This window comes from Streptomyces sp. Alt3 (assembly GCF_030719215.1).
GTDB lineage: Bacteria > Actinomycetota > Actinomycetes > Streptomycetales > Streptomycetaceae > Streptomyces > Streptomyces glycanivorans.
The window spans coordinates 3,962,005-3,974,807 of the sequence record NZ_CP120983.1; the positions used below are offsets into that span (position 1 = coordinate 3,962,005).

14 protein-coding genes and 1 tRNA gene are annotated in these 12,803 nt (G+C 71.7%); 12 read left to right on the forward strand and 3 right to left on the reverse strand.

Features of this window, described 5'->3' with window-relative positions; all coding sequences use genetic code 11:
• Positions 1 to 65: 65 nt before the first annotated feature.
• On the reverse strand, positions 66 to 815 hold the full coding sequence (cobM, locus tag P8A20_RS17370; RefSeq protein ID WP_306103817.1) for a precorrin-4 C(11)-methyltransferase: 750 nt from the start codon (positions 813 to 815) through the stop codon (positions 66 to 68).
• Complete coding sequence (gene cbiE / locus P8A20_RS17375; protein ID WP_306103818.1) at positions 812 to 2,083, reverse strand: precorrin-6y C5,15-methyltransferase (decarboxylating) subunit CbiE; 1,272 nt, start codon at positions 2,081 to 2,083, stop codon at positions 812 to 814. The genes cobM and cbiE overlap by 4 nt, the downstream gene beginning before the upstream one ends.
• A gap of 182 nt (positions 2,084 to 2,265) precedes the next feature.
• On the opposite strand from cbiE, the gene P8A20_RS17380 reads away from it, so the two are divergent.
• From P8A20_RS17380 to P8A20_RS17405, 6 genes are all read left to right on the forward strand, one after another.
• The gene (locus P8A20_RS17380) at positions 2,266 to 2,694 is read left to right on the forward strand and encodes a YciI family protein (protein ID WP_147958482.1); all 429 of its coding nucleotides are present in this window, start codon (positions 2,266 to 2,268) and stop codon (positions 2,692 to 2,694) included.
• Positions 2,695 to 2,767: 73 nt separating this feature from the next.
• Positions 2,768 to 4,015 carry an RNA polymerase sigma factor gene (locus P8A20_RS17385; protein WP_261988581.1) on the forward strand — a complete coding sequence of 416 codons (1,248 nt, stop codon included), beginning with the start codon at positions 2,768 to 2,770 and terminating at the stop codon, positions 4,013 to 4,015.
• A gap of 64 nt (positions 4,016 to 4,079) precedes the next feature.
• Complete coding sequence (locus tag P8A20_RS17390; RefSeq protein WP_147958483.1) at positions 4,080 to 4,691, forward strand: HhH-GPD-type base excision DNA repair protein; 612 nt, start codon at positions 4,080 to 4,082, stop codon at positions 4,689 to 4,691.
• A gap of 49 nt (positions 4,692 to 4,740) precedes the next feature.
• A complete protein-coding gene (locus tag P8A20_RS17395) occupies positions 4,741 to 6,288 on the forward strand; it encodes a M28 family metallopeptidase (RefSeq protein WP_306103819.1) in 1,548 nt (515 codons plus the stop codon).
• A gap of 244 nt (positions 6,289 to 6,532) precedes the next feature.
• Positions 6,533 to 6,829 (forward strand): type II toxin-antitoxin system VapB family antitoxin, encoded by a 297-nt coding sequence (locus P8A20_RS17400; protein WP_014155093.1) that lies wholly within the window; start codon positions 6,533 to 6,535, stop codon positions 6,827 to 6,829.
• 141 nt (positions 6,830 to 6,970) lie between these two features.
• The gene (locus P8A20_RS17405) at positions 6,971 to 7,567 is read left to right on the forward strand and encodes a LytR C-terminal domain-containing protein (protein ID WP_147960342.1); all 597 of its coding nucleotides are present in this window, start codon (positions 6,971 to 6,973) and stop codon (positions 7,565 to 7,567) included.
• Positions 7,568 to 7,640: 73 nt separating this feature from the next.
• On the opposite strand, the gene upp is transcribed toward P8A20_RS17405, so the two are convergent.
• Entirely contained in the window at positions 7,641 to 8,276 is a 636-nt protein-coding gene (gene upp / locus P8A20_RS17410) for a uracil phosphoribosyltransferase (RefSeq protein WP_031097280.1), read from the reverse strand.
• Between the two features lie 115 nt (positions 8,277 to 8,391).
• Here upp and P8A20_RS17415 point away from each other — a divergent pair, with 115 nt between their 5' ends.
• From P8A20_RS17415 to P8A20_RS17440, 6 genes are all read left to right on the forward strand, one after another.
• Complete coding sequence (locus P8A20_RS17415; protein ID WP_261988703.1) at positions 8,392 to 8,628, forward strand: hypothetical protein; 237 nt, start codon at positions 8,392 to 8,394, stop codon at positions 8,626 to 8,628.
• Positions 8,629 to 8,845: 217 nt separating this feature from the next.
• Positions 8,846 to 9,415 (forward strand): tRNA adenosine deaminase-associated protein, encoded by a 570-nt coding sequence (locus tag P8A20_RS17420; protein WP_306103820.1) that lies wholly within the window; start codon positions 8,846 to 8,848, stop codon positions 9,413 to 9,415.
• Positions 9,416 to 9,496: 81 nt separating this feature from the next.
• Positions 9,497 to 9,925: a tRNA adenosine(34) deaminase TadA gene (gene tadA, locus P8A20_RS17425; RefSeq protein WP_147958487.1), complete on the forward strand. Its 429-nt coding sequence runs from the start codon at positions 9,497 to 9,499 to the stop codon at positions 9,923 to 9,925.
• Between the two features lie 80 nt (positions 9,926 to 10,005).
• A tRNA-Ser gene (locus P8A20_RS17430) sits at positions 10,006 to 10,090 on the forward strand.
• A 128-nt stretch (positions 10,091 to 10,218) separates the two neighbouring features.
• On the forward strand, positions 10,219 to 10,866 hold the full coding sequence (locus P8A20_RS17435) for a TetR/AcrR family transcriptional regulator (protein WP_306103821.1): 648 nt from the start codon (positions 10,219 to 10,221) through the stop codon (positions 10,864 to 10,866).
• Positions 10,867 to 10,970: 104 nt separating this feature from the next.
• The gene (locus tag P8A20_RS17440; RefSeq protein WP_261988704.1) at positions 10,971 to 12,587 is read left to right on the forward strand and encodes an MDR family MFS transporter; all 1,617 of its coding nucleotides are present in this window, start codon (positions 10,971 to 10,973) and stop codon (positions 12,585 to 12,587) included.
• The last annotated feature ends 216 nt before the right edge of the window (positions 12,588 to 12,803 follow it).

Sequence of the window (12,803 nt, forward strand, 5' to 3'; positions counted from 1 at the left end):
GCAGCGGGGTCGACGGTGTCCGTCGCCCCCGCCCGGTCAGCTGGTCGGCGTCCGCCGCGCCGCCGTCAGCAGGTGTGGCGGTCCCGCGCCGGCGAGTACAGATGGCTGTCGCGGAACTGCTCCGCGCCCAGGGTCCGGCCGACCATGATCACCGCTGTCCGGATCACTCCCGCCGACTTCACCTGCTCAGCGATGGAGTCCAGCGTGCCGCGCAGGATGATCTCGTCCGGGCGTGAGGCCATGGCGACCACGGCGGCGGGGCAGTCGGCCCCGTAGTACGGCAGCAGCTCGTCGACCACCCGGTCCACGTACCGCGCGGCGAGGTGCAGCACGATCAGTGCACCACTGCGGCCCAGCGTGGCCAGGTCCTCACCCTCGGGCATCGCCGTGGCCCGCTGGGCGACACGGGTGAGGATCACGGTCTGGCCGACCGTGGGCACCGTCAGTTCCCGCTTGAGCGCCGCTGCCGCCGCGGCGAAGGCGGGGACCCCGGGAATCACCTCGTAGGGCACGCCCGCCTCGTCGAGCCGGCGCATCTGCTCGTTCACCGCGCTGAAGACCGAGGGGTCCCCGGAGTGCAACCGGGCGACGTCGTGGCCCTCCCCGTGGGCCCGCACCAGCTCGGCGGTGATCTGGTCGATGTCCAGCAGGGCCGTGTCCACGAGCCTGGCGTCCGGCGGGCATTCGGCGAGCAGTTCCCGGGGAACCAGGCTGCCCGCGTACAGGCAGACCGGACTGGCCGCGAGGACACGGGCGCCGCGCACCGTGATCAGGTCGGCGGCGCCGGGGCCCGCGCCGATGAAGTACACGGTCATCTGTCGTCTCCTGGAGCGTGCGAGGTTTTCTGTACGGACCACTGGGTGACGGGCATGGCCTGACGCCAGCCGGTGAACCCGCCGACGGGTACGGCGTGGGCCACCGCGAGGCGGACCAGATCACCGCCGAGCCGCTTGTACCACTCGGTGAGCAGCGCCTCCGACTCCAGCGTGACCGTGTTGGCGACGAGGCGTCCGCCCGGGGGAAGCGCCTCCCAGCAGGCGTCGAGCAGCCCTGGCGCGGTCAGCCCTCCTCCGATGAACACGGCGTCCGGCACCGGCAGTCCGGCCAGGGCGTCCGGTGCACGGCCGGTGACCACGCGCAGCCCGGGGACACCGAGCCGGTCCGCGTTGCGGAGGATGCGCCGCGCCCGTTCCGGATCGCGTTCCACGGTGACGGCCCGGCAGGAGGGATGGGTCCGCATCCACTCCGCCGCGATCGAACCGGAACCGCCGCCGACGTCCCACAGGAGCTCTCCGGGGGCGGGTGCGAGCACACCCAGCGTGGCTGCGCGGACATGGCGCTTGGTGAGCTGGCCGTCGTGCTCGTACGCCTCGTCGGGCAGACCGGGCACCGCTCCGAGCCGCAGCGCGCCGGGGGTGCTCCGGCAGTCCACCGCGATGACGTTGAGCGGGTCCCCGGGCGGATGCTCCCAGGTGTCGGCGGTGCCGTCCAGGCAGTCCTCGGCCGCCGAGCCGAGCTGTTCGAGCACCCGCATCCGGCTGGGGCCGAAGCCGCGGTCCCGGAGCAGTGCGGCGACCGCGGCGGGCGTGGTGGCGTCCGCGGAGAGCACCAGCAGTCGGCGTCCGTCGTGCAGCGCTCCAGCCAGCCGGGCCGTGGGACGGCCGACGAGGGTGACGGTTTCCGTGTCCTCCACCGGCCAGCCGAGCCGGGCGCAGGCGTACGACACCGAGGACGGGTGCGGCAGCACGCGGAGCGCGTCGGCGCCCAGCTCCTCGGTGAGCGCCCGGCCGATGCCGTAGAACATGGGGTCGCCGCTGGCCAGCACGGCGGTCCTGCTGCCCGCGTGCGCCGCGATCAGCCCGCGCACGGCGGGCCGCAGGGGCGAGGGCCAGGGCACGCGCGCACCCCCGCACTCCGGCGGGAGGAGAGCGAGCTGGCGCTCGGCGCCGATCAGGACCTCGGCGTCCAGGAGCGCCGCGCGTGCGGTCTCCGGCAGGCCCGCCCAGCCGTCGGCACCGATCCCCACGACGCTCACGGCGGACGCGGGCACCGGGACGGCGGGCAGGGGTGAAGCGGGGGACACGGCCGGCACCTCGGGGTTGGTCGGACAACGCAGCCGAACTCTACGGGGGGCGCTCCCAGGCCCGCGCGGCGGAGTGATTCCGGAAAACCTTCCGCGTGGTGTCGAGAACCGGCCGCGGGCTTCGACGTCCCCTGTGGAAGTCGCCCACGAGGGGCGGCGAGCGAGAGCCGAGGAGCGAAACCATGAAGTACCTCGTGATGGTCCAGGGTTCGCAGGCCGACTACGCGGCCATGAGCGGTGAGCCGTCCGACGGGAGCCCGGTCTGGAGCAAGGAGGACATGCAGGAGATGTTCGCCTTCATGGAGAGCATCAACAACGACCTGGCCGAGTCCGGCGAGATGGTCGACGCGAACGGCCTGGTCGAACCGGCCAGGACCCGTGCGGTGCTGCCCGGCACCGACGGCCGCCCCGTGATCACGGACGGTCCCTACGGCGAGACGAAGGAGCAACTCGCCGGGTACTGGGTGCTCGACTGCGAGAGTCTGGAGAGGGTCACCGAGATCGCCGCGCGCGTCGCCCGGTGTCCGCAGCCCGAGGGCGCGCCCGTCTACCCGGTGCTGATCCGGCCGATCGACGACGGCGGCTGCGAGCCCACGGGCGCCCCCGAGTAGGACGCGGGTCCTCCTCGGTGCACGGTTGAGATCTGTGCGCGGGTGAGATCGGTGCACGGGTGAGAGGGGACGTGTGAACGGCGGACCGACCGGAGTCGAGGATCTGCTGCGCCTCCACGCGCCGCAGGTCCTCGGCGCGCTCGTGCGCCGCTACGGCCACTTCGACACGGCGGAGGACGCCGTCCAGGAGGCGCTGCTCGCCGCGTCCCTGCAGTGGCCGGCCGGAGGTCTGCCGGACAATCCGCGTGGCTGGCTCATCCGGACCGCCTCCAGGCGGCTGACGGACCAGCTGCGCAGGGACACCGCACGGCAGCGGCGTGAGGAGAAGGCCGCCGCCCTCACCCCCCGCGACGCGTTCACGGCACCACCGCCCGGGGAGAGCCGCGCACCCGCCGCCGACGACACGCTCACCCTGCTCTTCCTCTGCTGCCACCCCGAGCTGTCCCCCGCCGCGCAGATCGCGCTGACCCTGCGCGCCGTAGGCGGACTGACGACGGCCGAGATCGCCCGGGCCCACCTCGTGCCCGAGGCGACGATGGCGCAGAGGATCAGCCGGGCCAAGCACAAGGTGCGGGGCGTGCCGTTCCGACGGCCGGGCCCCGACGACCACGACAGCAGGCTGGCCGCGGTGCTGCAGGTGCTCTACCTGATCTTCAACGAGGGGTACACCGCGACGTCCGGCAGCGATCTGCACCGCGCCGACCTGGCCCGGGAGGCGATCCGGCTGACCCGTGCCGTGCGCGGGCTCCTGCCCCGGGACGGGCGGGTGACCGGGCTGCTGGCACTGATGCTGCTCACCGAGGCGCGCAGCGCCGCCCGCAGCGGCCCGCACGGCGAACTCGTGCCCCTCGACGAACAGGACCGCACCCTCTGGGACGGAGCGGCCGTCGCCGAGGGCACGGCGCTGGTGGAGGAGTCCCTGTCCCAGGGGCCCGCCGGGGCGTACCAGCTGCAGGCGGCGATCGCCGCGCTGCACGACGAGGCGGCCCGTCCCGAGGACACCGACTGGCCGCAGATCCTCGCCCTGTACGACCTGCTCGTGCGGCACGGCCCCGACCCGATGGCCGAACTCGGCCGGGTGGTGGCCCTCGCCATGGTGGAGGGCCCCGGGGCCGGGCTGGCTGCCCTCACCGCCCTGGAGGGCCGGCTGGCGGGCCACCACCGGCTGGATGCCGTGCGCGCCCATCTGCTGGACGAGGCCGGGGACCGGGAGGCGGCGCGCTCCGCCTACCGGCGGGCTGCGGACCACACGCTCAGCGCACCCGAGGCCCGCTATCTGCGGATGCGGGCCGACCGGCTGCCACCGCCGCCCGCCGGGTAGGCGGGGCACCGCGGACCGTCGCACCGAGTCGCCGATCCCGGGCACCCTCGGAATCATCGAAGACATGACCAAGAGCGACAACGGCAAGGCCCGCAGCGTACGGATCGCCCAGGAACCCGCCGCGGACGAACTGCTGGGCCGCAGCCCGCTGGCCGCCCTCGTCGGCATGCTGCTGGACCAGCAGGTGCCCATGGAATGGGCGTTCACCGGCCCGTACACGCTGGCGCAGCGCATGGGGTCGGACGATCTGGACGCCCGGAAGATCGCCGCGTACGACCCGGACGCCTTCACCGCGCTGTTCACGGAGAAGCCGGCACTGCACAGGTATCCGGGGTCCATGGCCAAGCGGGTGCAGCAGCTGTGCCAGTACCTGGTGGCCGAGTACGACGGGCGGGCGGAAGCGGTCTGGACGGACGCCACCACCGGGGCCGAGCTGCTGGAACGGCTCCACGCCCTGCCCGGTTTCGGCGCCCAGAAGGCACAGATCTTCCTGGCCCTGCTGGGCAAGCAGTTCGACGTACGCCCGACGGGCTGGCGGGAGGCCGCCGGGGCGTACGGCGAGGAGGGCTCGCACCGCTCCGTCGCCGACATCACCGGCCCCGACTCGCTGGCCGAGGTACGGGCGCACAAACAGCAGGCCAAGGCTGCGGCCAGGGCGGCGTCCCGGTCCGCATGACCGTGCCGGCCCGGCCCTCCCCACCACCATTCGCACCGGAAGGACACCTGTGTACGCGACCCGTCGCAGGGCCGCGGCCGTCGTCGCCGCCACCGCCCTGACAGCACCGCTTCTCCTCGCCGCGTCCCCGGACCACGGACAGGCGCCGCCCGACCCGGCCCGGAACGCCGCCGAACTCTCGCGGCAGCTGGTGGACCGCTCGTCCGCGGCGAACGCCCACCGGCACCTGGAGCGGTTCCAGGCCATGGCCGACGAGGCGGAGGGCCACCGCGCAGCCGGCTCGCCCGGGTACGACGCCTCCGCCGCGTACGTCCAGCGGCTGCTCAGGAAGGCCGGTTACCGGGTCGAACGGCAGGCCTTCGACTTCGTCTACACCGAGACCCTCGCCGAGAAGCTCTCCGTGGTCTCCCCCACGCCGCGCGAGGTCTCGGTCCGGGCGATGACGTACACCGCCTCCACCGGCGAGGGTGGCGTCACGGCCCCTCTCGCCGCCGTCCCGGCCGACGACACCACCGGCTGCGAGGCGGCCGACTACGCATCGGACGACTTCACCGGAAAGATCGCCCTCATCAAGCGGGGAGGCTGTTCCTTCGCCCGGAAGCAGGCGGCGGCAGCGACGGCGGGCGCGACCGGCGCGGTGATCTGGAACAACACCGACGGGGCCCTCTCCGGCACCCTGGGCGACGCCGAGGCGGGAAAGGTCCCCACCGGCGGAATCACCCAGGACGAGGGGAAGAAGCTCGTGGCGGACCTCGCGAAGGGGGAAGTGAAGGTCTCCCTGGAGATCCGTGAGTTCCGCGAGGAGCGCACCACCCACAACATCGTCGCCGAGACCTCCGGCGGAGACGCCGCGAGGACGGTCATGCTCGGGGCGCACCTCGACTCCGTCACCGACGGCCCCGGCATCAACGACAACGGGTCGGGCTCGGCCGGGCTGCTCGAAGTCGCCCTGCAACTCGCCGAGTCCGGCCGTACGCCCGTCAACAAGGTGCGGTTCGCCTGGTGGTCGGCGGAGGAGAACGGTCTGCTCGGCTCGGAGGCCTACCTCGCACAACTCCCGGCTGCACAGCGCGAGAGGATCGCGCTCTACCTCAACTTCGACATGATCGCCTCCCCGAACGGGGCGCAGTTCGTCCTCGACGGCGACGACTCGGACGGTGTGGGCGAAGGACCGGGCCCCGCCGGCTCCGACCGGCTGGAGCGTGACATCAACGCGTTCCTGGACAGCGAGGGCAAGCCGCACACCGGCACGGACTTCACCGGGCGCTCCGACTACGGGCCGTTCATCGAGGCGGGGATCCCGTCCGGCGGTACGGACACGGGCGCCGAGGGCATCAAGACGGCCGGCCAGGCCGAGACGTACGGCGGACAGGCCGGAGTCGCGTACGACCCCTGCTACCACGCGGCGTGCGACGACCTGGACAACATCGACACGGGGCACTTCGACACCAACATCGACGTGGTCGCCCACCTGGTGGGCACCTACGCCTACGACCTGGGCTCCCTGCCCCGCCGCGCCCCGGCGGCGTCCGTCACCGGCGAGCCCCGCGGCGGCGGCGTACCGCGCGAGGGGCACACCCACGGCGTCACCGGCTAGCCACGCCAGGTGAACCCGTGCTCCGCGGGCGGCCGGCCACGCCACGTCCGCGGAGCGACGCACCGGGGCGTCAACCGGCCGCAACCAGCAGGCCGCCGTACGGCAATCCGGTGCACCCTCACAAACATGCCTCACAAACATGACAGACCGTGCGGCGCTTGATGCTGATACGTCACGTTTTGATCGGCAGTACAGTCCTGTTCCCCGGCTGCGCCCGGAGCCCCTTGCCCGGTAGGCTTTCCGTGTGATCTTCAAGCGCATCGGAAATGGTCGGCCATATCCCGACCACGGCCGGGAAAGCACCCGACAGTGGGCGGATGTCGCGCCGCGTCCGGTCCGTCTGGACCAGTTGGTTACCACCAAGGGCCAGCTCGACCTCGAGACCCTGCTCGCCGAGGACTCCACGTTCTACGGCGACCTGTTCGCCCACGTCGTGAAGTGGCAGGGCGACCTCTACCTCGAGGACGGACTGCACCGCGCCGTCCGGGCCGCTCTGCAGCAGCGCCAGGTGCTGCACGCACGCGTGCTCGAAATGGGCTGAACCCGCCACTCCCACCCGTGGAGCATTTCGGGCCTTTCGGGTGCTTTTATGCTCGTACGGGTGCCATAGGTTGATCGTTTAGTAGGCATCATCACCAGGTCGCACTACGCTGCGCCCATGAGCATGCTGACCCCTCCCGGCATGGGCGGAAAGTACCGCATCACGGGTAACACGTATCCCCGCATGCGCCGCCCCCGCCACCGCCGCAAGCTGGCCCTCTCGGTGACCGCCGCCGTGGTGGCACTCGGGCTGGCCGGTTGGGGCACACTGCAGATCGTCGACGTCTTCACCGGCGGCAACAAGCAGGCCAACGCGGCGGACCGCCCGAAGGTCTGCCCCTCCCCGAGCGCCACGGCGGCCGCGAAGGTGCTCCCGAAGCCGGCCGCCATCAAGGTCAACATCTACAACGCGACGCCCCGCAGCGGGCTGGCCAAGGCCGCGGCCGACGAGCTGAAGAAGCGCGGATTCGCCATCGGCAAGGTGGACAACGCCCCGGCCGCGTACGACAAGAAGGTGCCCGGCACCGGCATGCTGCTCGGCGGCCCGGCGGCCATGAACGGCTCCTTCCCGGTGCTCGCCACACAGCTGCCGGGGGCCGCGCAGAAGACCGACGCGCGCAGGACCGCGGACATCGATCTGATCATCGGCACGAAGTTCAGGGCGTTCAGCACCCCCGCGGCGGCGGCGACGGCGCTCACGGCCCTCACGAAGCCCGCCCCGGCACCGTCCTCCTGCTGAAAGCCGCAGGACGGGCTCGGGGCGGCGGGACCGGTCCGGAATCTCCCGGACCGGCCGGCGGAAAGGCTTCCGGTCAGTCGGCGGTGCCGTACATCCGGTCACCGGCGTCGCCGAGTCCCGGCACGATGTAGCCGTTCTCGTTGAGCCGCTCGTCCACCGAGGCGGTGACGACCGTGACCGGCGTGCCGGCCAGCTCGCGCTCCATGACCTCGACGCCCTCGGGCGCCGCGAGCAGCACGACCGCGGTGACATCGTCCGCGCCACGCTTGATCAGCTCACGGATGGCCGCGACGAGCGTGCCACCGGTGGCCAGCATCGGGTCGAGGACATAGACCTGACGGCCGGAGAGGTCCTCGGGCATCCGCGTGGCGTACGTCTCCGCCTGGAGCGTCTCCTCGTTGCGGATCATGCCCAGGAAGCCGACCTCGGCGGTCGGGAGCAGCCGCACCATGCCGTCCAGCATGCCGAGCCCGGCGCGCAGGATCGGGACGACGAGAGGGCGCGGATACGACAGCTTCACACCGGTCGTGGGCGTCACCGGGGTCTCGATGTCGACCTGCTCGGTCCGCACATCCCTGGTGGCCTCGTACGCGAGGAGGGTGACCAGCTCGTCGGCGAGCCGCCGGAAGGTCGGGGAGTCGGTGCGCTTGTCGCGCAGCGTGGTGAGTTTGTGCGCCACCAGCGGGTGGTCGACGACGTGGATCCGCATGCCGTCAACAGTAACCGGGCCCCGGACAGGCTTCCCGCCAGTCCGCACTGGCATCAAGCACCTGTTCGGAGGGAAGGTGGGTCCATACGGACCCAGGCTTGGGGTGGTGTGTGGATTGCCCGACGGGGAGCAGCGGAATCAGTGGCAGGCCGGACGCGACGCGCGCGACCTGCCCGACGCTCCGGACGACGTGCCGGACGCGCAGGAGAGTGAAGCGGCGCGCCGGAGGCGCAGGGCGCAGTTCCTCCGTGAGCTCCACGAGGCGAAGCAGTTGCGCGACCGCGTCCAGCCGCGCCGGGCCCGGGCGGCCCGTATGCGCCAACAGATGCGGATGCGTACGTTCCGCTGGTGAGGACGTCCTCCGGGCCGGCCTGCTGGCGCTCCGGAGGAGCCGCGGGAGCACAAACGGCGGACACGCACTCGGGTAACTGATGCCGACGCAACGGTCGAAGAGGTCTCGCATCGCGCTCGTTTCTGCCACGATGCCGATTGGGCGGGGCCCAGAGCAGCCGGATGACCGTCTGCCCTCCCGTCGGACCGAATCGCCTAAGACCAGTGGGAGAGTCACGGTGTACTTCGCCGCACTGCTCGCGCGCACCGAAGACGGGTGGGAAGCGAGCGATACGGAGCTCGACGACGTGGAAACCCTGTCCGACCTGACGGATCTGGCCCGTGAGGCCTCGGTGGACGAGGACACGGTCCTGGTCTACATCGAGCAGGAGGACGCCTGGTTCGGCGTCGTCCGGGTGGACGGTGAGGAGGACCCCCGTATCTACGTCTCGGACGCGTCCGCCGCCGCCCGCTCCTCGTACGGGGAGATCCTGCTCACCGACGAACTGCTCGGCCGTGAACCGGGGGCCGAGGACGAGATCGCCGCACTCGAGGAACTCGTCGACCTCGACGGTACGGACGGCGACGAGCCGGACGAGACCCCGTCCGATGCCGGCACCCGCGACGCCGGCACCGAACCCGACCCGGACCACGACCCCGACGCCGTACCGGCGGGGCCGCTCGGAGATCTCGGGGTCCTCGCCGACCTCGGGCTGTCCGAGAAGGATCTGCTGACCCTGCGCACCGACGCACTGGTGGAGATCGCGGACGCGCTCGGGGCTTCCGAGGTCCTGGAGTCCGTCCGTTAGGGTCCGCGGGTGAACGCTCCACCACCCACCCCCTCCTCACCGCCTCCCCCCGACCCCGTTCGGGACCCGTGGCAGGCACCCATGCGCCGGGCCCTCGACGAGGCCGCGCAGGCGGCGTCGGCCGGCGATGTGCCGGTCGGCGCCGTCGTGCTGGGACCGGACGGCACTCTGCTCGCCACCGGCCACAACGAGCGCGAGGCGTCCCACGACCCGACGGCTCACGCCGAGGTGCTCGCCCTGCGCCGTGCCGCCGCCGCCCTCGGATCCTGGCGGCTGACCGGCTGCACCCTGGTCGTCACCCTGGAGCCCTGCACGATGTGCGCGGGCGCGCTCGTCCAGTCCCGGGTCACCCGGGTGGTCTACGGGGCGCGGGACGAGAAGGCCGGGGCGGCGGGTTCGCTCTGGGACGTCGTACGCGACCGCAGGCTGAACCACCGGCCCGAGGTGATCCACGGCGTCCTGGAGAACCCCTGCGCGGACCTGCTGACGGCGTTCTTCCGGGAACGCTGAGAGCACCGCGGGGGACGCTCCCGGCTCTCGCCGGGAATCGGATTTCGGACCAGGGCCCGGCATGGTCTAAGCTCTCTCTCGGTAGCGTGTCCGAGCGGCCGAAGGAGCTCGCCTCGAAAGCGAGTGTGGGGAAACTCACCGAGGGTTCAAATCCCTCCGCTACCGCAGCGAGTTGAAGGGACCGACCCGTCAGGGTCGGTCCCTTCACTGCGTTCCGGGCGGGTCCTGGGACCGTTCCGGCACCTGTCACCCCACGCGCAAATAATTTTGCAGGGTATGCATCTTTGCCTACTATGCACGTTGTGGCGAATACGAGGACATCCGCACCCGGGCTGCGGGAGCGCAAGAAGCGGGCCACCCGCAGGGCCCTCGCCGAGGCGGCCGTGGGGCTCGCCGCCGAGCACGGGGTCGAGAACGTCACCGTCGAGGCAATCAGCGAGGCCGCCGGCGTCTCGCCCCGCACGTTCTTCAACTACTTCCCCAGCCATGACGACGCGTTCGTCCTGGTCGACGACGAGGTGGGCGAGCGGATCAGGGAGTCCGTGCGCCGTGCCCCCGCCGACAGGCCGCCGCTCGACGTCGTACGCGAGGCCCTCGTCACCGAACTGGACGGCTTCGAGGCCCGCCAGGAGCTGTGGGCCCTTCAGTCCAAGGTGCTCCAGCGGTCACCGCACCTCATCCACCGCGGCCTCAAGGCCCATGTGGCCGAGGAACGTGCCCTGGCCGCCGCCGTCACCGACTGGCTCGAAGCCACGCGGCCGGGCACGCGGGAGCCGTCCGGCACCGGGATCTTCCCCCGCCTCCTCGCCGCCGTCACCCAGACCGCCCTGCGGGTCGCCATCGAGCACTGGTGCGACCACCCCGGCGAGAACGTACTCACGGACACCTTTCAGGAGGTCTTCGCCCAGCTGGCGCAAGGCCTCCCGCGGCCGCCGGCGTAGTCCGACCGGCCTCCGGCGCCGCGTACCACCGATCCTGCTCAGCCCCAGAACCGAAGAAGGACACCGTGACCGCAACCGAGGCGCCCGAGCAGGCGCCCACCTCCATGTCCAACCGTCAGATACTGCAGGCGATGTCCGGCCTGATGGCGGGCATGTTCGTCGCCATCCTCGCGGGCACGGTCGTCGCGAACGCCCTGCCGAGGATCATCGCCGACCTGGGCGCGAGCCAGTCCTCGTACACCTGGGTCGTGACCTCCGAACTGCTCGCGATGACGGCCACCGTGCCGCTCTGGGGCAAGCTCGCCGACCTGTTCAACCAGAAGCTGCTGCTCCAGCTCTCGCTCGGCCTGTTCGTGGTCGGTTCCCTCGTGGCCGGCTTCTCCCAGGACGTCGTGACCCTGATCATCAGCCGCGTCATCCAGGGCATCGGCGCCGGTGGCCTGACGGCCCTGGCCCAGATCGTGATGGCCGCCATCATTCCGCCCCGCCGGCTCGGCAAGTACGCGGGCATCTTCGGCGCGGTGTTCGCCGTGGGCACGGTCGCCGGACCGCTGATCGGCGGTGTCCTGGTGGACACGTCGTGGCTGGGCTGGCGCTGGTGCTTCTTCATCGGTGTGCCGTTCGCCCTGGCCGGGATCGTGCTGCTCCAGCGCACCCTGAAGCTGCCGACCGTACGCCGTCAGGTCAGGATCGACTGGCTGGGCGCCTTCCTGATCGTGGCCGGTGTCTGCGCGCTGCTGATCTGGACGTCGCTCGCGGGCAACAGCTTCGACTGGGCGTCCTGGCAGACGGCCGCGCTGGTGACCACCGGAGTGGTGCTCCTGGCGGCTGCGGTCTTCGTGGAGTCCAGGGCCGCGGAGCCGGTCATCCCGCTGGGCATCTTCCGCAACCGCACGGTGTCGCTCACGACCCTGGCGAGCTTCTTCGTCGGTATCGCGATGTTCGCCGGGACCGTGTTCCTCTCCCAGTACTTCCAGATCTCCCTGGGCAAGTCCCCGACCGCCGCGGGCCTCATGAGCCTCCCGCTGATCGGCGGCCTGCTGGTCTCCTCGACCGTCGCCGGGCAGATCATCTCCGCCACCGGCAAGTGGAAGATCTACCTCATCGCGGGCGGCGTCGTCATGACGGCCGGCCTCGGCCTGCTCTCGACCATCGACGCGGACACGCACTTCGGCCTGCTCAGCGTCTACATGGCCTTCATGGGCATCGGCGTCGGCATGCTGATGCAGAACCTCGTGCTCGCCGCGCAGAACGACGTCCCGGCGCACGAGCTGGGCGCCGCGACCTCGGTGCTGTCCTTCTTCCGCAGCCTCGGCGGCACCATCGGCACCAGCGTGCTCGGCGCGATCCTCGCCAACCGGGTGGCCAGTGAGATGACCAAGGGCCTCGCCGAGAACGGGATCCCGGCGACCGGCGGCGGACACGGCAGCGCCGTGCCCGACATGACCAAGCTGCCCGAGCCGCTGAAGGACATCGTCGAGCACGCCTACGGCGTCGCGACCGGCGACCTCTTCCTCATCGCCACCCCGTTCGCCTTCCTCGGACTCATCGCGGTGCTCTTCATCAAGGAGAAGCCCCTCAAGACGACGAGCGGCATGGAGCGCCTGGCAGCCGAGGACGCCGCGGTGGTCACCGCCACCACCGTCCCGGCACCCCGCGACGGTGCGGACCACGGCGTCCAGGACGCCGCCCCCGGCACGGTCGGCCTGCGGAAGGACTGACCTGCGGGACGACGGACGACACGAAGGGCCCGGCGCGGTGCGCCGGGCCCTTCGGGCGTCAGGTCGGGGGAAGCGGCATCGGGGGGACAAGCCGCTTCCCCCGGTGAGAACGGGGACCGGAGGTCCTCGCCGCGGTCAGGGGGGAGTCACGCGGTGGGAACCTCGTGGAGGTCCCGTTCCTGGGCCCGCTCATTCCTGCCGGTACGGCGGGCCCAC